This window comes from Yersinia fenwicki, from assembly GCF_043099325.1.
Classification (GTDB): domain Bacteria; phylum Pseudomonadota; class Gammaproteobacteria; order Enterobacterales; family Enterobacteriaceae; genus Yersinia.
Map to the genome: position 1 here is coordinate 3,104,807 of NZ_CP170755.1, position 21,357 is coordinate 3,126,163.

Consider the following 21,357-nt stretch of genomic DNA (forward strand, 5'->3'; position numbering starts at 1 on the left):
TATTTTGAATGTTAAATGTTAATAGTCTTTTTATGTGTATTAACGGGTTCAGATAAAGCAGTGCCAACACCTTTGATTAAAGGTGATATTAGATATTCCATGATGCTGTGCCTACCAGTTACTACATTAGCATCGACAGTCATATCAGGTTTTAACCAATTGGCATCTTCAGCATTAACTTTAAAGGAAATAATAACCTTGTAATATCTTTGTATTTTTCCGCCGTTCTGCTCTTCATAGGAGTCAGGACTTATTTTATCAATAACAGCGTCATAGATTTTTCCCTTCTTTTGTACAATTGATGAAATATCTACCTTTACCGTCTCACCAATATAGAGTTGATCCCTATACATAGGATTAATTTTCACCTCTGCAAGCATAGTATCTAGCAAAGGTTTTATCTCAAAAAGCAGATCTGCTGCTTGAATAACACCACCGTGAGTAGATGCGCTTTTATTAATTTTATAAATAACCCCATCGATCGGAGACCGCACCTTACCTTCATCGAGTTGTTGATTAAGAACATTAAGGGTAGAATTTAAAACATCCAACTCTTGCTGATTCTTTGAAAGCTGCTTTGATAGCGAAAATCTAAGTTCATTATCAATTGCTTTGATCTCATTACTAACCATACCTATTTCATTTTTCTTTAATAGAATATTACTATCTATATCGTGAGTTTCCGATTTAAGTCTGACATAGGCTTGTTTTTTATTTAATAAATTGGTGTACGAGCTTATCCCTTTTTTTACTAGTGGCACTAAAATATTAATTTCTTCAGCAAGAAGAGATTTCTCTTCATTTTTTCCTAGTAACTTTCCATTCAACCCATCTGCCTCAGACTCAAGAGATGATATTTTCAGATATTTAGCTTTGGTTTGACTCGCTATTAACTCTATGTTTGCTATAACTTCTTTATTTGAAAGGTAATTTAATCCCTGTTTAGAGATAGCACCTTCTGACTCACCCAGATCTAAAATGGTGGAAAGTTCACGAATATCTTTATATAGAAAGTCCTTCTGAGCTTTTGCCCTTTCATATTCCTTCTGTAAATCCAAATTAACTACTTTAGCAAGTAAATCATTTCTTTTTACGGCAGCGCCCTCTGTTACATAGATCCCATCAATAGTGCCACCTTTAGATAAAGATATTAGCTGAGCATTATCCTTAGTAATGATGACACCAGGCCCATGTACCACCGAGTGAATCTTCACTATTGAGGCTGAAATGATAATAGCCAAAGTCATCAGAATGACAATGGTCATTAAATAGTCACTTTGTTTTCTATTCATTTTTTATGACTGGTAATTTTAGTTGGCGTTTTGTCAATTCCAAGGTAATTATTTAATCGAGACACCATTACTAATTGCTGTAGTTTTACATCGTACACATTATATTGGCCATCAACCATACTAATATATGCTTGGAAAGACTCATTACGACTTGATATAAGATCCAGCAAACTTTTTTGTCCTAATTGAAACTCTTGTTCATAAAGCGCAGATAATCCCAATGCATTTTCATAAGAACGTTTATTTACAGTATAAGTTTGATTTGAAGCATTATATCTTGATATTAATGAATCAATATTATATTTAGTTTGAAGAATAAAGTCGTCAAGATGCAACTGAGACTGAGCATAGATCGATGCAGCTTTCAAGTCTTGCGCCGAATTTCTGAACCCATCAAAAATATTAAAGTTAATATTTAGTCCAATACTCAGTTGATCTTCATAATCAGATTTATTAGTACTTCCACCAGGATTATTTTTAGAATAACCAGTATTGATATCTACAGTTGGATAATATGATGATTTAGCTGCTTTAACCCCCTGTTTAGAAGCCTGATGAGCAGCGACTAACATTTTATAATCGTAATTTCCATTGGTCACCTCATCTAATATTCTTTCTCGATCTTTTATGAAGTTATAATTAATAAATAATGGCGACGTTTTTTCGATTTGCTCTGGCCGCAAATCGATACCTGCCATATTTCTTAGTTTAAATACCTCAGTATCCAATAACGATTGATAATTTATTTCTCGCGTATTGAGACTATCTATTGATATCTGAACCTTTCGCAGATCAGACTCCATAGCGACACCAGAAGAAACTAACAATGAGAAACTCTCTAACATTTTCTTGTAGAAAATCTTCTCCTTTTTTATTCCATTCAAAATCTCCTTCCATTTATTTATATTAAGATAGGAAGAGCTGACTTCTTTTGCAACAATAGATTTTGATTTTAAAAATTCAATGTCAGTGCTGTTTTTTTCATATTCTGATTTTTTAATATTAGAATCTCTGACACCAAAATCCGCTAATCTGTAAGATAGGTTGATTTTATTCTCTACGTTAAAATCATTACGACCTGATTTCTTACGGTCATTGGTAGCAGAAGTTGAGTGGTCCAATTTAGGATAGAGGTCTGCCTGAGTTGTTTGCAGATGACTCAATGCTTTTTCTGTTTCATAATATGAAATAGCAACCGAAGGTTGATGTTCCAGAGCTGACTTAATTAATACCTGTAATGGGTACTTATTTATTACTTCTGCTTGCGCGGATGTGCATAAACAAATGAATGAAAAAGCTAATAGTTTACTTTTCATCTCAAATTCCTTTATTTGATGCATTGTCTTTTGACAAGGACTGGTACATAGAGGTGATTTTACCCAACAATGGAATGAAACTGTCTTTATAACTCACTATTTCAGCATCAATATGCTTAGCCTGAGATATAATTTTATTATCATTATCTAATATAAGTTTAATCCCTACATTTAGATCATTTTCTATTTTCTCAAATTTTGATATTTTTACTGTTCTGAACTCCTCACTACTCTGCTTGACCATAGTTAATAACTGATAAATATTACCTGAGTTATCTAATATCTTTTGGCTGTGACTTGATAACTCAGCCAGTTTTTCATTGTTGGATTGCAACATACATGCCAGTAACTTATTACTCTCTCTCAATAAGTTATCATTCGAAGTAGAATATTCTTTTTGGCTATCTTCGTTATTTTCATATTGCCCAATAAAATTAATGAAAAGTTCTTTAATTTCAGCTACATCTTGAGATTCAAAACGTACATTTCTCACTTTAGATTTCGATTTCAACGTATTGTTAAATCGTATTTTTATTAAGCCATCTAATACTTTAGAAAACGAATCTCTGACAGCAATATTTTGCAGTGTTAATAAGATTGCACAAACAACGCCATAAATTGAAGAAACAAATGCTGTGTTCATTCCCTTTAATGGCTCTGAAAGAGATGAAACCATACCTACAATCATTGATAATGTATCTGTCGAGTTGGCATTACCAGAGATTGTTGAACTATTGAGTAAATTGCCTATAGACCCAATGGTTAAAGATAACCCAGCAAAAGTACCAAGGAGACCGATAAGAGTTGCAATATTGCTACAACTGCTAATAAAAGACATACGCTGTGAGCGTGTTTTTACCACCCCATCAGTAAGATCATTTAATAATTCAACATCAATTTCAGTTTTGTCTTTTGAGAACAGAACCTTATTCATATTTAATAATAAGCTACTTTCTTGCTCTGCATTTTTATGTTTAAGAATACTTTCCGTTTTAGCGGCTACCCAACTAGATGACAATGCACAAAAACTACCAACTATATAGAGTACGACGATAATAGTGTTGTATACCGCTGAGACAGAATAATAATTCTGAACATAGCTCCTAATTGCCGGAGAGAATAAAACTGCGACAGGGATCAGCACTATCGCAAGATTGATCATAAAATATCGGTAATTGATTATATTTTTCACTAAAACACCTTATTAGTTTTCTTTTGTTATAACAGCTTTGTTTACAGAGTCTGCTAATTCAGTATTGACGCTCAGCTTAAAATTTAATGATGGGTTAGAAGATTTAATCTCCTTCATCAGAATAATCCCTTGTTCATAACCCACGCGCAATGTATCGGAGTAGGACATGTTTAACTGAGGTACATAGACTTCAATATTAAATTGCTCACTTTTATTTTCATTTACCCAGGAGACGACTTTTTCAATGTCTGTCATTGAATAGCCACTGACTTTTCCAGGGTAAATTATTGTTAACTCTTTATCTGAAGCTGTGATTTCGAGACTATCTCCAGATGCAATATCAAAAGTCCCAGTATCCTTTCCAAATGAGGTATCTTTAGATGGCTCCAAAACATCTAGTTTGTCTTTAGTAGCACCATCTTGTTTCTTGGTAGGATCTTCTTCGACTACCGCATTTTTGTATGCTTTAATTGAGTTGTCATATACAACCAACATATTGTTTAGCGCAAAAACCAACATCAGAAAGATAAAAATGCAAAGTACGGTCGAAAAGGTATCAACAAAACTTGGCCACGGGTTACTTTCATCCTCCATACATTCTCCATTAACTCTATGTTTTAGGGCGTATAAAAATGACATATATAATATGAAATCACGTTTATCATTTTTATTGTTATTTACTTGTCAGTTATAAATACGTGTTATTTATGGAAGTAATTAAAACATTCATAATTAACTCCCTCAATGGAAAAGGCATTACTATCTTGTACTTTAAGAGAATTAATTATTGGAATATAAAAGAATAGATTTCAATCTATTGGAATCGAGCGGAATACATTGGAATAACCCATATAACTAACTGTTAGTATTAGGTTTTTAAGGCGAGTGGTATGTAGTGCAATCTCAGAAAAGAGATACACTTTAATTTTAATTCAGCAGAATGATTTACTGAGGAAGGTGTTTTTTATCTTATATAACCGTAACCGATAAAGAGATTTAGTTAACTGAAAATTTCAATATGGGATGTTATTGTCAAAGGAATCATCTGCCACAATCACTCTAAATAACACTAACGAGAGATTGGTAGCCATACAATTACCTTATCAAAGCAGTCTGATAGAGAAATATCTGAATATAATGAAAACAAAAAAAACCGAAAACAGAATATGTTTTCGGTTTTTTACAATACCATGAAGACTTAGCCGCACCCTATGAATAATAGCAATAAGGTAGTTTCCAACGGTTTATTCGCCTGGTTTACGGCTACGTCCACGTGAAGACGGGCCTGCCGGGCGGCGTTGACCATCAGCCTGGCTACGTGGCCGGCTGGTACGGCTATCGCCACGGCCTGCTGCTGCGCCACCATTTTGTGGGCGGCCTGCACTGCTACCACGCCCCATACCAGGACGTTGTGCTCCGCGGCCTTGGCGGCCATTTTGAATCGGATCAGCTTTAATGCTCGGGTCCGGCTCATAACCATCCAGCGCAATGCGTGGGATTTCACGTTTCAGTAAGCGCTCGATATCACGCAACAGTTTATGTTCATCAACACAAACTAAAGAAATCGCTTCACCAGTCCGTTCCGCGCGGCCAGTACGGCCAATGCGGTGCACGTAATCTTCCGGTACGTTTGGCAGTTCATAGTTAACCACATGAGGTAACTGATCAATATCCAAACCACGAGCGGCGATATCAGTCGCGACCAGTACACGGATTTTGCCGTCTTTAAAATCAGCCAATGCACGAGTACGTGCGCCCTGACTCTTGTTACCGTGAATAGCGGCGGCAGTAATGCCGTCTTTATTCAATTGTTCAGCCAAATGGTTAGCACCATGTTTGGTGCGGTTGAACACCAATACTTGCTGCCAGTTACCTTCGCCAATCATCTGAGACAACAGCTCGCGCTTGCGGTTTTTGTCAACAAAATGAACGCTTTGTGCAATTTGTTCAGAAGCAGTGTTGCGACGCGCCACTTCAACAGAAGCGGGGTTATGCAACAACTTACTAGCCAAACCTTTGATCTCATCAGAGAAGGTGGCGGAGAACAGCAAGTTCTGCCGCTTGGCTGGCAGTTTTGCCAAAACACGGCGGATATCGTGAATAAAGCCCATATCCAGCATGCGGTCAGCTTCGTCCAGTACCAAAATCTCAATCTTGGACAAATCAACAGCGTTCTGATGTTCCAGATCCAGTAAACGGCCTGGAGTGGCGACCAAAATATCAACACCACCGCGCAATTTCATCATCTGTGGGTTAATGCTAACGCCACCAAATACCACCAGCGAACGCAGCTTCAGGTATTTACTGTAACTCTGGACGTTTTCGTCAATCTGCGCAGCTAATTCGCGAGTCGGCGTCAAAATCAACGCGCGCACTGGGCGACGGCCTTTAATTGGCTGTTGGTCCTGACTCAGCAGTTGCAACAATGGCAAGGTGAAACCAGCGGTTTTACCGGTACCGGTTTGTGCGCTAGCCATTAAATCACGGCCTTCCAGTACCACAGGGATTGCCTGACGTTGAATTGGCGTCGGCACAAGATAGCCCTGCTCTTCAACAGCACGCAGGATGTCGGCGTTTAAACCGAGAGAATCAAATGACATATTACGAGAAGCTCCAGATCTTCCCAATCCCGGCGATATCGTCAGGTGCAGTTTCAAGGGAAGATTATCAGACGAGGCATGAATTGAGGCATTACCACGAGGATTGGCACAAACTGCAGTGCACCATTGCGGCTGATTATAACAGATGTTTAGCAGGAAAAGGGATATTTACACATTTCTTAAGATTTTTGTTAGCTAAAACATCAAGAAAATTGATTTATTTCTGTCGATTAACCCGCTTGCGATCACAAAAGCCGGGCAAATTGCGGCCATAACTTTACATATTCTCAGTAGCGGCCTAAAGTTAATCATACGATTGATTTATTATTTAGCTATTACTATTATTAGCACAAATTTTACCCTTATGTACCCAAAGTAATTGGAGTCGCAGGTAGGCAGCAAGCAAATGAGTTCCGATGAGATTACACATGTAAGTGATTCGGGCGAGTGAGCGCAGCTAACCCCCCTGCGGCTTCAAGTACGCAGGATATATTGAGCTTGGAGCCTATGTCCCATTCCACACCTCACAATCTGACACCAGCAATACCTGTCACCTCTCGCGGTGAACAAGCCCGTCAGCAACTGATACAAGCGGCGACCGAGTTGTTCGGCGAACAGGGTTTGAAAGGGGCTACCACCCGAGAGATTGCTCAGCGAGCCGGCCAGAATATTGCCGCGATCACCTACTATTTCAATTCTAAAGAAGGTCTGTATCTGGCAGTGGCGCAGCAAATTGCAGATTTTATCCAACAGGCTTTCGCGCCATTGGCGTTGGAAATTGACCAGTTTCTGCTGCTACCGAGCCAAGAGCAGCCCCCAGAACAGCAGTTGCATTATATCCGCCGCGGCTTATTAGAATTCAGCCATTTAATGACACAACCAGAAATACTGAATATCAGCAAAATCATGGCGCGAGAGCAACTTTCCCCCACAGATGCATACCCGCTGATTCATGCTCAGGCTATTTCTCCCTTACATCAAAAAATGAATTTATTGCTGGCAGCATTCATTGGTGCAGATGCAAGTGCTACAAAAACCATTCTTCATACTCATGCATTGATTGGTGAGGTGCTGGCTTTCCGTATGGCGCGGGAGACTATCCGTCGACAAGCCGGGTGGCTGGAAATCGGCGAGTCGGAAAGTGAGATGATTAATCAAGTGCTTATTGAACATATTGACCTGCTACTTAATGGGCTGCGGGCTAAAACATTAGGGTGAAATCACTGACCTTGTTGTCATAAAAATCAGTAACAGATAGGGAGCATTATGAATCGCAAGAAGATTATAGTGGCCGTCGTTATTGTCGCTCTGTTGGCGGCAATAGGTTACGGATGGAGTTATTATCGCCAACAACAAGATGCCACATTGACGTTATACGGCAATGTCGATATTCGTACCGTGAATCTAGGCTTTAGAGTCAGTGGCCGGTTAGCCTCTCTCGCCGTCGATGAAGGCGATAAGATTCAGCCAGGTGAAGTGTTAGGAAAACTGGATGACGGCCCTTATGTCAACGCCCTCAAACAAGCGCAGGCGAATGTACAAAGTGCACAGGCTCAGTTAGCGTTACTCAAAGCGGGCTATCGGGAGGAGGAGATTGCCCAGGTCAGGTCTGAGGTTTCCCAACGCGAGGCTGCATTCAGTTACGCTGACAGTTTCCTCAAACGCCAACAAGGGTTGTGGGCCAATAAAGCCACTTCAGCTAATGAATTAGAAAATGCCCGTACCGCGCGTAATCAGGCTCAAGCCAATCTGCAAGCATCAAAAGATAAGCTGGCTCAATACTTAAGCGGTAACCGCCCACAAGAAATTGCGCAAGCCGAAGCCAAACTGGCGCAAAGTGAAGCGGAATTGGCACAAGCCCAGCTCAACTTACAAGATACTACCCTGCTCTCTCCGTCTGGCGGGACAGTACTGACACGCGCAGTTGAGCCAGGCACCATTCTATCTGCCAGCAATACCGTCTTTACACTCTCTCTGACTGATCCGGTTTGGGTGCGGGCCTATGTCAGCGAGCGTCATTTGGGTGAAGCGATTCCTGGGACTGAGGTCGAAGTCTTTACCGATGGTCGCCCAGATAAGCCTTATCACGGCAAAATCGGTTTTGTTTCGCCGACCGCCGAATTTACCCCTAAGAGTGTAGAAACGCCGGATTTACGCACCGACCTGGTTTATCGCTTACGTATTATCATCACCGATGCCGATGAGTCGCTGCGCCAGGGTATGCCGGTCACCGTGCACTTTGTACAACCTTAAGGTGGTGTGAGCTATGAATGGCATCCAGCATCTTATTACTTTGGAAGGTGTCGAAAAATCTTTCCCCGGATTGGAGAACCCTGCCGTTGCCAGCCTGACCACTGAAATTCGCAGCGGGGCTGTCACCGGTTTGGTCGGGCCTGATGGTGCCGGTAAGACCACTCTGCTACGGATGTTAGCTGGGTTACTCAAACCCAGTCATGGCAAGCTGACAGTTGTGGGCCTCGATCCTGTGGAAAATGATCGCCAATTACATTCAATCCTCGGCTATATGCCGCAAAAATTTGGTTTGTATGAAGATTTGACGGTGATGGAGAACCTGACACTGTATGCCGATTTACGCGGAGTGACCGGTGAACAGCGCCGCCAGACATTTGAGCGCCTGCTAACTTTTACCGATTTGACTCGCTTTACTGAACGGCTGGCGGGCAAGCTTTCTGGCGGAATGAAGCAAAAACTGGGGCTGGCTTGTACCTTGGTCGGTCAACCGAAAGTTTTGTTGCTTGATGAGCCAGGTGTCGGTGTCGACCCCATCTCACGCCGCGAGTTATGGCGCATGGTTCATGAGTTGGCGAATGATGGCATGCTTATCTTGTGGAGTACCTCCTATCTGGATGAAGCCGAGCAATGCCGCGAAGTTCTACTGCTCAATGAAGGGAAGTTGCTTTATAGCGGTGCGCCACAGGAACTTACCCAGCGGATGAGTGGCCGAACTATTTTGGTCGCAGCCCAAACAGGGACTAATCGCAAATTATTACAGCACGCCTTGATGTTACCGCAGGTCAGTGATGGGGTTATTCAGGGAAAATATGTACGGCTGATCCTCAAGCCGGAAGTAGACCACGGACAGGTATTATCCTCGCTAAATCAACCTAATGGCGAAATCATGGAGGCAGAACCGCGCTTCGAGGATGCCTTTATTGACTTGCTGGGCGGTGGCCCCGCCAGCGAATCAGCTTTGGCAAAAATCATGCCCAAAGTCGAAGGCAGCCATAACGAAACGGTGATTGAAGCTCAAGAGTTAACCAAGAAATTTGGTGATTTCGCCGCCACCGACCATGTGAGTTTTCAGGTAAAACGCGGCGAGATTTTTGGCTTACTCGGGCCGAACGGCGCGGGTAAATCGACCACATTTAAGATGATGTGTGGTTTGCTGGTTCCCAGCAGTGGCAAGGCATTGGTGCTGGGCATGGATCTGAAAACCAGCTCAGGTAAAGCACGCCAACATTTGGGTTATATGGCGCAGAAATTTTCACTGTATGGCAACCTAACAGTGGAGCAAAACCTGAAATTTTTCTCAGGTGTTTATGGCCTACAGGGAAAAATCCAGCGCGATAAAATGGCCGATATGACGTCAGCGTTTAATTTCACGCCGATTCTCAAACAAACACCCGATTCACTGCCGCTTGGGTTCAAACAGCGCCTGGCGCTGGCATGCGCCCTGATGCATGAACCCGACATCCTGTTCCTGGACGAACCAACTTCCGGTGTTGATCCCCTCACTCGCCGTGAATTTTGGCTGCATATCAATGGGATGGTAGATAAAGGTGTGACGGTCATGGTCACCACTCATTTTATGGATGAAGCGGAGTATTGTGATCGCATCGGCCTGGTTTATCGCGGCAAAATCATCGCCGCAGGGACACCTGATGAACTAAAGCAGCAAGTTGCGACTGATGAAAATCCGAATCCATCAATGGAAGAGGCGTTTATCGGATTGGTCCTGCGCTATGACCAGCAAAACGATAAGGAGCAGCAATCATGACCGAGCCCCATGATCTCCATGTAAATAAATCGCCGGTAAATGAGAGTGAAACTTATCAAGACACCGGATTCTCCTGGCGTCGCTTACGGGCGCTGTGCAATAAAGAAACCCGGCAAATCCTGCGTGATCCAAGCAGTGGACTGATTGCTTTTGTCATCCCCCTGTTATTACTGTTTATTTTTGGCTATGGCATCAATCTGGATTCGAGCAAGCTGCATATTGGTATTTTAATGGAGCAACAGAGTCAACCCGCTCAAGATTTGGTTAACGCCTTCGCCAGTTCGCCTTATATCTCGCCGCAAATCAGTGATAACCGTCAGGCACTGATTCAGGCGATGCAGGCCGGTAAAATTCGTGGGCTTATTGTGATTCCCAATGACTTTGCCGAGCAACTTGCACGGCCTGAGAGTAAAGCCCCAATTCAGGTGATTACTGATGGCAGTGAGCCAAATACTGCCAACTTTGTGCAAGGCTATGCTCAAGGTGTATGGCAAATATGGCAACAGCAGCAGGCGCAAAATCTAGGGCAAAAAAATGATCCATTGATAGATATTCAGGTGCGTTATTGGTTTAACCCTGCGGCCATCAGCCGACATTTTATTATTCCAGGTGCTATCACCATCATCATGACAGTGATTGGTGCGATCCTGACATCGCTGGTGATCGCCCGCGAATGGGAACGCGGCACCATGGAGGCGTTATTGTCGACTCAGGTCACGCGCAGTGAATTGTTGTTGTCGAAACTTATCCCCTATTACGTACTCGGCATGGTCGCTATGACGCTGTGTATGGTGGTCGCGGTGTTTATCCTCGGTGTGCCTTATCGTGGCTCACTGTGGATATTGTTTGTCATGACCAGCTTGTTCTTAGCCAGCACACTGGGCATGGGGTTATTGATTTCGACTATCACCCGCAACCAGTTCAATGCGGCTATGGTGGCGTTGAATGCAGCATTTCTGCCCGCGGTTATGCTGTCAGGATTTATTTTCCAAATCGACAGTATGCCAGCCGTTGTCCGCGCCGTGACTTATATCATTCCTGCCCGCTATTTTGTCAGTAGCCTGCAAACTCTATTTTTAGCAGGGAATATCGGTACCGTTTTGGTGATTAACCTATTGTTCCTGATCGCATCAGCCGTGGTCTTTATTGGCCTGACAGCATGGAAAACTCATCGTCGATTAGATTGAATCGTCGACTCGATTAGCAGAAGGGAGTTGGCAATGTTTCATCGCCTCTACACATTGATTATTAAAGAGTTGCAGTCGCTACTTCGTGAACCACAAACCCGTGCGATATTAATCATGCCAGTGATATTGCAAGTGCTCTTATTCCCATTCGCCGCCACATTAGAAGTGACCAATGCCACTATCGCCATTTACAGCGAAGACAGCGGTAAGGCCTCGGTCGAACTCACACAGCGCTTTGCTAAAGCCGAAGCCTTTTCTCACGTCTTGCTGCTGCACAGTCCACAAGAGATTCAACCTGTCATTGATAATCAGAAAGCGCTGCTGTTGATTCGCTTCCCTGAACAGTTCAGTGCAGATTTGGCCAATGGCAAAATGACTCAGCTCCAACTCGTATTAGATGGGCGCAATTCCAACAGTGCTCAGATAGCGGCAAATTACATTCAGCAAATCGTGCAAGAGTACCAATTAGAATTGACTAAGGGACAAGTTAAGCCCAATAACAGCGAGTTAGTCATCCGAAACTGGTATAACCCGAACTTGGATTACAAATGGTTTGTAGTACCTTCATTAATTGCGATGATTACAACTATCGGCGTACTGATTGTGACGTCGCTATCAGTGGCGCGAGAACGAGAACAAGGTACGTTGGAGCAACTTTTGGTTTCGCCACTGACAACTTGGCAGATTTTTATCGGCAAAGCGGTTCCGGCGCTAATAGTGGCCACATTCCAGGCCACTATTGTGTTGTTTATCGGGATATTTTTCTACCAAATTCCTTTTGCGGGGTCACTGGCACTTTTCTACGGCACTATGTTGCTCTACGGCCTGTCACTGGTCGGTTTTGGCTTATTGATTTCATCGCTATGCTCCACTCAGCAGCAAGCATTTATCGGCGTATTTGTCTTTATGATGCCGGCAATCCTGCTTTCTGGTTATGTCTCCCCAGTGGAAAACATGCCCATTTGGCTGCAAAACATCACATGGATCAATCCTATCCGCCACTTTACTGACATCACCAAACAGATTTATCTCAAAGATGCCAGCTTCGATATTATCTGGCACAGCTTGTGGCCACTGTTGGTGATAACGGCCTCTACTGGGAGTGTGGCATATGGAATGTTTAGACGTAAAATCGCGTAGCGAGTTTAATCGTTAGTACTGTCGATACGGTCACCCAAAAGCAAAAAGGACACCAATCTGGTGTCCTTTCAAATATTGAGCAGTGTACGCCAGGCAAATTTGCCGAGTCGCAACCCTTGATCAACTTACTTAGCGGCGGTTACCGAAAATCCGCAGTAGCATCAGGAACAAGTTGATGAAATCAAGATACAGAGTCAATGCGCCGACGATAGAATATTTACGGAAATTATCTCTATCATTCGAATCCAACTGCGCGCCCATATTTTTCAGTTTCTGTGTATCGTAAGCAGTCAGGCCAACAAACACTAACACACCGATATAAGTGACAGCCCACATCAATGCCGTGCTTTTCAGCCAGATATTAACGATAGAAGCCAACACAATACCGATCAAGCCCATAAACAGCATGCTACCCATACCACTCAAATCACGTTTAGTGGTATAGCCATACACACTCATCGCACCAAACATCCCGGCACAAATAATAAACGTGCTGGCAATGGAAGCGCCAGTGTACATGATAAGAATGCTAGAAAGTGTCAGGCCCGTCAGCGCCGAATAAAGCATAAATAGGCTGGTTGCCATTGAACCGCTTAGGCGATTAACCATGCCAGAAATAACAAACACCAGACCTAGCTGAACAATAATTAGTCCGAAAAAGGTGATCTGGCTGGAGAAGATAAAATTCATTACCGCAGGCGTGTTCGCTGCGTACCAAGCGACTACTGCTGTTAATAACAGACCACAGGTCATCCAGCCGTATACCTGCGCCATATATGCCTGAATGCCAGAGTTGGCACGTTCGACAATTGAACCATTAGAGCGTGGATAGCGATCCATGGTAGTTACCTTATGCATATAAATAATGATACAGGCTATCAACTGACAGCCCACCGACCCTTTAAGGGTACCACAGAAATAGGGCAAACAAAGGAGTAAAAATAGATGTTTAGGGCTGATCTTTACACGGGTTTACGTACAGTTTACCAACGCTTAGCGGCAGCATGATCACTGTCTCGTGATTCGACCCAACGTTCACCATCAGTGGTTGCTTCGCGTTTCCAGAAGGGTGCCCGTGTTTTCAGATAATCCATAATAAACTCAGCCGACTCAAACGCCATACTGCGATGAGCACTGGTCACACCGACAAAAACAATTTCATCGCCAGGAAACAGCGGCCCAACCCGATGAATAACAGATATACGCTGTAAGGGCCAGCGGCTGCGCGCTTGGGCAATAATTTCTTCCAGCGCTTTTTCTGTCATCCCTGGATAATGCTCCAACGTTAATGCACTGACATTAGCCCCTAAATTATGGTTTCGGACTTTGCCGGTAAAGGTCACCACAGCGCCATCTTCATCACACTGTGACAACCAGATGTACTCCTCACCGACATTAAATGCTTCCGGCCCGACACGAATACGCGTGTTGTCCATCATCAGCCTCCCGTCACTGGTGGGAAGAAAGCCACTTCATCTCCCGCGACCAAAGGGTGCTGCATGTTAACTAGCGATTGATTCACCGCAGTAAGCAATTTACCTTCTTCAAGTGCTATCTGCCAACGCTCACCCCGCTGACATAGGGATTGACGCAAAGCTTCTACCGTTGGAAATTCAGCTGCCAGTTGCAAGCAGTCAGTTCCCACCAGCTCACGAACCTGAGCAAAAAACAGAATCTGAATCATGGGCTCACCTTGAAATCACCGGATTTTCCGCCACTTTTTGCCAACAAGCGAACCGGGCCAATTATCATGTCTTTTTGTACGGCTTTACACATGTCGTAAATAGTCAGGGCCGCAACGGAAGCCGCAGTGAGGGCTTCCATTTCCACCCCGGTTTTACCAGTCAAGCGGCAGCTGGATTCGATGCGAACTCTATTGTGTTCCGGTTGCGCTTCCAGCTGGACTTCCACTTTGGTAAGCAGCAGCGGATGGCACAGGGGAATTAATTCCCAGGTTTTTTTGGCCGCTTGGATGCCAGCAATTCGTGCGGTGGCAAACACATCACCTTTATGATGGCTACCCTCGATAATCATCGCCAATGTCGTGGCCTGCATTTCAACAAACGCTTCCGCTCGAGCTTCACGTACAGTGTCAGCTTTGGCGGAAACATCCACCATATGGGCTTCGCCAGCGGCATTAATATGAGTCAGTTGGGTCATAGATAACCTCTGTTCTTGATATTGCAGCTAATCAGCCACCAATAAACGATAAATTCTGTGTAATACCGCTGTTGCCTTGATGCAAGAAATGAGTTTGCTTTTTGGTTTGCAATGCGCTTTGAATCCTCGCCATTAACTCATGTTGCTGGTCATCACTGGCCAACAAATCACGCAGCGTAATGCCCTGCTCGCCAAATAAGCATAAGTGCAAGTTTCCCAGCGCTGAAACACGCAGGCGATTACAACTCGCACAGAAGTCTTTCTCATATGGCATGATAAGCCCAATCTCCCCTAAGTAGTCCGGATGATGGAACACCTGAGCCGGGCCATCGCTACGCGCGCGCTCTTGCTGTTGCCAACCCTGCTGGAGCAATTGCTGGCGGATGACGCTACCGGAAACATGGTGTTTGCGAAACAAATTACCGCCTTCACCGGTCTCCATCAGCTCGATAAATCGCAGTTGAATCGGACGAGATTTTATCCAGTTAAGGAATGCACCGAGATTCTTGTCATTGACATCTCGCATCAGCACGGCATTGATTTTGACTTTCTCAAAACCCGCATCAAAAGCGGCATCAATGCCTTGCATCACTTGATGAAATTTATCTTGCCCGGTGATGGCATGAAACTGCCGTGGGTCGAGGCTATCAACACTGACATTAATTGCCGTCAACCCCGCCTCACGCCACTGGGTGGCATCACGCGCTAAACGGTAACCATTGGTGGTCACTGCTAAGGTGCGGATTGCAGGATTTTGACGAATAGTGGCGATGATATCGGTAAAATCGCGACGCATAGAGGGTTCGCCCCCCGTCAAACGGATTTTTTCTGTTCCCAATAGGGCAAATGCCCGGCTGACGCGGCTTATTTCGTCAAGGCTGAGAAAACTTTTTAATCCGTCCGGCCGGTAACCATCTGGCAGGCAATATGTGCAGCGAAAATTACACACATCGGTAATCGATAGGCGCAAGTAATAGAACTTGCGCGCAAATGCGTCTGTAAGTTGTACCATAACACCTTTCCAAATACGGGAGATGCAGGCATTTCTACCTCGCACCCTGGTGGCTTAAAGCCACGGCCAGAGCATCATATTGTCCATAAACGCAACAACGTAGACACTAAGGCTAGGAGTTTGTGCTCAGTCACTGTGCTCACTGCTAACTGAACCATGGTTAAAAAGTCATTTGGGTATAGCCGCTAATCGCTAAAAACCCCACTTCTCCTACAGATTCTAACGCTAAAACCCTAAGATAGCCAATTGCTGTTTTTCGCTATATATATTTATATACAACGACTTATATAACAAAACTTATCGTTATTGAGCTTATTTTATTGAGGGGCTAATACTTTGTTTAAAATCACGAAAATCTTGGCTTATATCGCGTTTTGGTGGCAAATCCGTTAACTTATGCAGCAATTTCACCATTAGCTATGCTTATTACAATATTTAGGCAGGAAAAATATGCGAAATCGCACATTAGCGGACCTCGATCGGGTGGTTGCTTTAGGGGGAGGCCATGGGCTGGGACGAGTAATGTCAGCCCTGTCCCCTTTAGGTTCACGCCTGACTGGTATTGTTACTACTACAGATAATGGCGGTTCAACTGGACGTATACGTCGTTCAGAGGGGGGGATTGCCTGGGGTGACACGCGTAACTGTCTGAATCAATTGATAACAGAACCCAGTGTGGCTTCCGCAATGTTCGAATACCGATTTACCGGTAATGGCGAACTGGCAGGCCATAATCTGGGCAATTTAATGCTAAAAGCACTGGACCATCTCAGCATCCGCCCCATTGAAGCCATTAATCTGGTACGCAGTTTGCTGAAAGTCGATGCTTGGTTGATTCCTATGTCAGAACACCCCGTCGACTTGCTCGCTATCGATAATGAGGGGCACCCGGTTTACGGCGAAGTGAACATTGACCAACTTACGCATATGCCGAAAGATTTGCTGCTATCCCCCCATGTCCACGCGACTAAAGAAGCGGTTGAAGCTATTGGTAAGGCCGATGTCATTTTAATCGGGCCGGGTAGTTTCTTAACCAGCCTGATGCCGCTGTTATTACTCGATGACCTCACTCAAGCCCTGCGACGCAGCTCTGCCAGCATGATTTATATTGGCAATTTGGGGCGTGAGCTAAGTGTTGCAGCCGCTGAACTGTCATTACACGAAAAGCTAGAAATAATGGAAAGTAAGATTGGCAGAAAAATTATCGATGCAGCAATTGTAAGTCCGCACATCGATATCAGCGGCGTTACGGACAGAATCATTATCCAGCAGCCTTTGGAGGCCAAAGATATTCCCTATCGCCATGACCGCGAGTTACTGCGTCAGGCGCTGGAAGCCACCTTGCAACAATTAGGTGGCGCAGGCTCGGTATAAATGGGCGAACAAGGTTACTTGCGAGATTTTTCTTCCAAAGCAGCGGTCTCATTCATGTGGATATAAAGCTCTTCCACTTTAGTTCGTGCCCACGGCGTACGTCGCAAAAACTTCAGGCTAGATTTGATACTGGGTGAGCTGGTAAAACAGTTGATGCGAATGCGGTACGCCAACTCTTCCCAACCATAATGCTCAACCAATTTGGTCAACAGTTGTTCAAGAGTAATACCGTGTAACGGATCTTTTGATACATGGTCACTCATCATTTGCCCTTTTATTTATCTATTAACCCTAATTTTAGCGGCACACCTTACGAGGAATCGAGCTATGCCGCAAGAAATTAAGATATAGCGATGAACTGCTGGCGTAACTGGTGCACCTGATCGCGTAATTCTGCCGCCTGCTCAAACTCAAGATTTTGCGCGTGGATGTACATCTTCGCTTCCAATTCACGGATTTTCTGATCAAGTGCTTTTGGTGCCAGAGATTGGTAGTTGTTGGTATCAGCAACTTTGCCACCCCGTCCCTTCCCTTTGCCACGGGTAGAGGGTTGACCCAATTGCAGAATATCGCCGATCTTCTTGTTTAGCCCTTGTGGGATAATACCGCGCTCTTCATTGTAAGCTTGCTGTTTGGCTCGGCGTCGCTCTGTTTCACCAATGGCTTTTTCCATTGAAGCCGTAATTCTGTCACCATAAAGAATGGCTTTACCATTAAGGTTACGTGCTGCACGGCCAATGGTCTGGATCAAGGAGCGCTCAGAGCGCAGGAAACCTTCTTTATCAGCATCAAGGATGGCGACGAGAGAAACCTCCGGCATATCTAGTCCTTCTCGTAATAAGTTGATCCCCACCAGCACATCAAACTCACCCAAACGCAAATCACGGATAATCTCTACGCGTTCCACGGTATCAATATCCGAATGCAGGTAACGCACCCGCGCGCCATGCTCTATCAGATACTCGGTTAAGTCCTCAGCCATGCGTTTGGTCAGTGTAGTGACCAGCACCCGCTCATTAATCGCAGCGCGAATGCGGATCTCTGATAGCAAGTCATCCACCTGCGTTGCTACAGGCCGCACCTCAATCAATGGATCCAGCAAGCCGGTTGGACGCACTACTTGATCGATAACATCACCGCCGGATTTTTCCAGCTCATATTTACCGGGAGTGGCCGAAACATAGATAGTTTGTGGTGCCAGCGCTTCGAACTCTTCAAAACGCATTGGGCGGTTATCCAGCGCTGAGGGTAGCCGGAAGCCATACTCCACCAATGTTTCTTTACGTGAGCGGTCACCTTTGTACATACCGCCGATTTGCGGGATGGTAACGTGGGATTCATCGACAATCAGCAAACCATCTGATGGCAGATAATCGAATAGCGTTGGTGGCGGCTCTCCCGGCCCACGCCCCGAAAGATAGCGGGAATAGTTTTCTATACCGGAGCAATAACCCAGCTCATTCATCATTTCGAGGTCAAATTGGGTTCGCTGGGTAATACGCTGTTCTTCAATCAATTTGTTGTTAGCTAGCAGTACCTTACGCCGCTCAGCGAGCTCAACCTTGATGTCTTCCATCGCCTGTAAAATACGCTCCCGTGGAGTAACGTAGTGCGTTTTAGGATAAACAGTAAAACGTGGAACCTCATGTTGTAGCTGGCCGGTTAGTGGATCAAATATAGACAGCCGCTCCACTTCCTCATCAAACAACTCTACGCGCAGTGCCCATTCATCAGACTCTGCCGGGAAGATATCGATAACCTCGCCACGTACCCGGAAAGTGCCGCGCTGAAACACCTGGTCGTTGCGACTGTATTGCAATTCTGATAAGCGCCGCAAAATAGAGCGTTGGTCGATTATCATACCTTTGGTCAAATGCAGCATCATTTTCAGGTATAAATCAGGATCACCCAGACCATAAATGGCAGAGACCGAGGCGACCACTATCACGTCGCGCCGCTCCAGCAATGCCTTGGTGGCTGATAGCCGCATTTGTTCGATATGTTCGTTTACCGAGGCGTCTTTCTCGATAAAGGTGTCTGAACTTGGTACATAAGCTTCGGGTTGATAATAGTCATAATAGGAGACAAAATATTCCACCGCATTCTCGGGAAAGAACTCTTTCATCTCACCATAAAGCTGTGCGGCCAAGGTCTTATTGGGCGCTAACACCATGGTGGGCCGATTCAGGTCAGCAATAACATTGGCTACCGTAAAGGTTTTGCCCGAGCCGGTTACCCCCAACAGCGTCTGATGAGCCAGACCATTTTCCAGCCCCTCCTCCAGTTTCCGGATGGCCTCAGGCTGATCACCTGCTGGCTTAAACTCAGAATGTAGTTTGAATGATTTACTCATGAATTAGCTACCCGCTGGAGAAATACAAACTGTCAGGAGGCTAATTATGAAAGCCCCATAGATTTTTGCCACTGCTATGATACTGGATATAAAACCAGCTTCAAGCACCAAAATGCCGAAATTTATCTCAATGTAGTATTGCACGCATTATTACAGTGATACGTGGATAGCATTTTCACCCTAAAAGTATTTTTATCCCCAGCCATGAACATTGACACATTATTGATAGTTAATTGATTAAAGATTATCCATGTGTGTCGGCTATATTTTTCTAACGCTTGATTTTAATTAACTCATTGAAAATAAAAAACTTTATCAAAAAGTCGAGAATCCGGACAACAGGAGCGGAAGCCGCGTCCGCTCTCGTCTGCCATCAGTTTTCTATGGCTAATGCACAAGGTTATCCACAGGAATGGTGGATAACTCATTCAACCCCATAAGGGCCGCGTGTTAGCGAAAAGCTAATCTTGACGATGTAATAGTGACAAACTGACTTTTTTAGTGTTTTTTTTACATTTTTATTTCACCGCATATTTCAATTAGTGCTAACAAATCTATTTGCTAATTCTATAATTTTAGTCCTCGCCGCGAGACCACTCAGCAGTGTCATAAGTGCTGTATTTTTGTTGCACCATTATTTTCTTTATAGCACTGCTTGAGTGCAATAAAACCCCACTCACCACTGGTCCTCTAGCTGTTTTAGTCGTTTTAGTTTCCCCGTGCACGCCAAAACCATTTACAGTTCGTTAACATACGTATTTTATCGCAACTTGGCCCAAGAGTTGCTTACTTGTTTGAGGAACAAAAGACACTCGCAACCACCCGCTAGAAATGTGGTGTTTTATGCAGTGCTGCCGCTACCAAGTATGCAGATTTGCTGGTTAATCCTTCACTAGCCGTTACAGAACACCGGGATACCTGTGAGCAACTGAGATCGACTGAGGAGAAGCACTGATGCTGAGTTTAACCGCTGTGAATCAATACTATGGCCAGAACCATATTCTTTGGGATATCAATTTAGAGATTCCCCGCGGCCAATGCACCTGCCTTATTGGGCGTAATGGCGTAGGGAAAACCACATTAATTAATTGCATCATGGGCCATCTTCCCGTTATGAGTGGCACCATGACTTGGCAGCCGAACCATGAACCGCCGCAGAATTTGTTACAGCAACCTGTTGAGGGACGTACTGCGCTGGGCATCGGCTATGTTCCGCAAGGGCAACAGATATTCTCCCAAATGAGTGTTGAGGAGAATATGTTGATAGCTGTGCTCGCTGGGCATAAATCACGCCATATCCCCGGCTGGGTTTTTGAGCTGTTCCCTCTGTTATATGATAAACGTCATCAACGGGGTGGAGAACTTACCCGTAATCAGCAACAACAGTTGGCGATTGCCCGCGCGCTAGTCGCCGAACCTGAATTGCTTATTCTGGATGAGCCAGGAAACGGTACATTGCCGCCACTGAGTGAGGATATTGGCAATATCCTGCACCAACTTAGCCGTAGCTTTGGCATGACGGTATTGCTAGTCGAACATAGATTACCGTTTATTCAACATGTTGCAGATAGATTTTGTTTGATGGCAGGTGGGCGAAATGTGGCGCAAGGGACGTTAGATCAATTGGATGAAAATATGATTATTGAGCATTTGGCCAGTTGAGATGACTCAACACAGCTATGCGCACACTCAAGTTATGCCAGACGAAATAGT

General features: G+C 44.4%; 19 protein-coding genes and 1 riboswitch. Of the genes, 7 read left to right on the forward strand and 12 right to left on the reverse strand.

Annotated elements, in window-relative coordinates; genetic code table 11:
- Positions 1-11: 11 nt before the first annotated feature.
- The 5 genes from ACF3VQ_RS14170 to rhlE all read right to left on the reverse strand — a co-directional run bounded on the left by ACF3VQ_RS14170 (position 12) and on the right by rhlE (position 6,400).
- Entirely contained in the window at positions 12-1,292 is a 1,281-nt protein-coding gene (locus tag ACF3VQ_RS14170; RefSeq protein WP_392431740.1) for an HlyD family efflux transporter periplasmic adaptor subunit, read from the reverse strand.
- The gene (locus ACF3VQ_RS14175; protein ID WP_392431742.1) at positions 1,289-2,608 is read right to left on the reverse strand and encodes a TolC family protein; all 1,320 of its coding nucleotides are present in this window, start codon (positions 2,606-2,608) and stop codon (positions 1,289-1,291) included. The genes ACF3VQ_RS14170 and ACF3VQ_RS14175 overlap by 4 nt, the downstream gene beginning before the upstream one ends.
- Before the next feature lies 1 nt (position 2,609).
- A complete protein-coding gene (locus tag ACF3VQ_RS14180; RefSeq protein WP_392431744.1) occupies positions 2,610-3,800 on the reverse strand; it encodes a MotA/TolQ/ExbB proton channel family protein in 1,191 nt (396 codons plus the stop codon).
- Between the two features lie 12 nt (positions 3,801-3,812).
- Positions 3,813-4,394: a hypothetical protein gene (locus ACF3VQ_RS14185; RefSeq protein ID WP_392431746.1), complete on the reverse strand. Its 582-nt coding sequence runs from the start codon at positions 4,392-4,394 to the stop codon at positions 3,813-3,815.
- 650 nt (positions 4,395-5,044) lie between these two features.
- Positions 5,045-6,400, reverse strand: coding sequence for an ATP-dependent RNA helicase RhlE (gene rhlE, locus ACF3VQ_RS14190; protein ID WP_005158906.1), 1,356 nt, complete (start codon positions 6,398-6,400; stop codon positions 5,045-5,047).
- Positions 6,401-6,907: 507 nt separating this feature from the next.
- On the opposite strand from rhlE, the gene cecR reads away from it, so the two are divergent.
- From cecR to ACF3VQ_RS14215, 5 genes are read left to right on the forward strand one after another with little or no spacing between them, the layout of a single operon-like run.
- On the forward strand, positions 6,908-7,618 hold the full coding sequence (gene cecR, locus ACF3VQ_RS14195; RefSeq protein WP_392431748.1) for a transcriptional regulator CecR: 711 nt from the start codon (positions 6,908-6,910) through the stop codon (positions 7,616-7,618).
- Between the two features lie 48 nt (positions 7,619-7,666).
- Positions 7,667-8,653, forward strand: a complete 987-nt coding sequence (hlyD, locus tag ACF3VQ_RS14200; RefSeq protein WP_392431750.1) for a secretion protein HlyD — start codon at positions 7,667-7,669, stop codon at positions 8,651-8,653.
- A 13-nt stretch (positions 8,654-8,666) separates the two neighbouring features.
- Positions 8,667-10,418 carry an ATP-binding cassette domain-containing protein gene (locus ACF3VQ_RS14205; RefSeq protein ID WP_392431752.1) on the forward strand — a complete coding sequence of 584 codons (1,752 nt, stop codon included), beginning with the start codon at positions 8,667-8,669 and terminating at the stop codon, positions 10,416-10,418.
- Positions 10,415-11,605: an ABC transporter permease gene (locus tag ACF3VQ_RS14210; protein ID WP_392431754.1), complete on the forward strand. Its 1,191-nt coding sequence runs from the start codon at positions 10,415-10,417 to the stop codon at positions 11,603-11,605. The genes ACF3VQ_RS14205 and ACF3VQ_RS14210 overlap by 4 nt, the downstream gene beginning before the upstream one ends.
- Before the next feature lie 33 nt (positions 11,606-11,638).
- The gene (locus tag ACF3VQ_RS14215; RefSeq protein ID WP_392431756.1) at positions 11,639-12,745 is read left to right on the forward strand and encodes an ABC transporter permease; all 1,107 of its coding nucleotides are present in this window, start codon (positions 11,639-11,641) and stop codon (positions 12,743-12,745) included.
- A 129-nt stretch (positions 12,746-12,874) separates the two neighbouring features.
- Here ACF3VQ_RS14215 and ACF3VQ_RS14220 read toward each other — a convergent pair whose 3' ends face one another.
- From ACF3VQ_RS14220 to moaA, 5 genes are all read right to left on the reverse strand, one after another.
- Entirely contained in the window at positions 12,875-13,585 is a 711-nt protein-coding gene (locus ACF3VQ_RS14220) for a Bax inhibitor-1 family protein (protein WP_392431758.1), read from the reverse strand.
- Positions 13,586-13,728: 143 nt separating this feature from the next.
- Positions 13,729-14,181 carry a molybdopterin synthase catalytic subunit MoaE gene (gene moaE, locus ACF3VQ_RS14225; RefSeq protein WP_392435596.1) on the reverse strand — a complete coding sequence of 151 codons (453 nt, stop codon included), beginning with the start codon at positions 14,179-14,181 and terminating at the stop codon, positions 13,729-13,731.
- Positions 14,182-14,183: 2 nt separating this feature from the next.
- Positions 14,184-14,429, reverse strand: a complete 246-nt coding sequence (gene moaD, locus ACF3VQ_RS14230) for a molybdopterin synthase sulfur carrier subunit (RefSeq protein ID WP_392431760.1) — start codon at positions 14,427-14,429, stop codon at positions 14,184-14,186.
- Positions 14,426-14,905, reverse strand: coding sequence for a cyclic pyranopterin monophosphate synthase MoaC (moaC, locus tag ACF3VQ_RS14235; RefSeq protein ID WP_392431762.1), 480 nt, complete (start codon positions 14,903-14,905; stop codon positions 14,426-14,428). The genes moaD and moaC overlap by 4 nt, the downstream gene beginning before the upstream one ends.
- A 31-nt stretch (positions 14,906-14,936) precedes the next feature.
- A complete protein-coding gene (gene moaA, locus ACF3VQ_RS14240; protein ID WP_392431763.1) occupies positions 14,937-15,917 on the reverse strand; it encodes a GTP 3',8-cyclase MoaA in 981 nt (326 codons plus the stop codon).
- Positions 15,904-16,048: riboswitch (molybdenum cofactor riboswitch) on the reverse strand. It overlaps the preceding gene by 14 nt.
- Positions 16,049-16,367: 319 nt before the next feature.
- Between moaA and yvcK the strand changes: the two genes are divergently transcribed.
- Positions 16,368-17,291, forward strand: coding sequence for a uridine diphosphate-N-acetylglucosamine-binding protein YvcK (gene yvcK / locus ACF3VQ_RS14245; protein WP_392431765.1), 924 nt, complete (start codon positions 16,368-16,370; stop codon positions 17,289-17,291).
- Between the two features lie 14 nt (positions 17,292-17,305).
- Here yvcK and ACF3VQ_RS14250 read toward each other — a convergent pair whose 3' ends face one another.
- Entirely contained in the window at positions 17,306-17,554 is a 249-nt protein-coding gene (locus ACF3VQ_RS14250) for a VF530 family DNA-binding protein (RefSeq protein WP_005158944.1), read from the reverse strand.
- Positions 17,555-17,631: 77 nt separating this feature from the next.
- Complete coding sequence (gene uvrB / locus ACF3VQ_RS14255) at positions 17,632-19,644, reverse strand: excinuclease ABC subunit UvrB (RefSeq protein ID WP_392431768.1); 2,013 nt, start codon at positions 19,642-19,644, stop codon at positions 17,632-17,634.
- Positions 19,645-20,598: 954 nt separating this feature from the next.
- Here uvrB and ACF3VQ_RS14260 point away from each other — a divergent pair.
- On the forward strand, positions 20,599-21,306 hold the full coding sequence (locus ACF3VQ_RS14260; RefSeq protein ID WP_392431770.1) for an ABC transporter ATP-binding protein: 708 nt from the start codon (positions 20,599-20,601) through the stop codon (positions 21,304-21,306).
- Positions 21,307-21,357 lie beyond the last annotated feature (51 nt).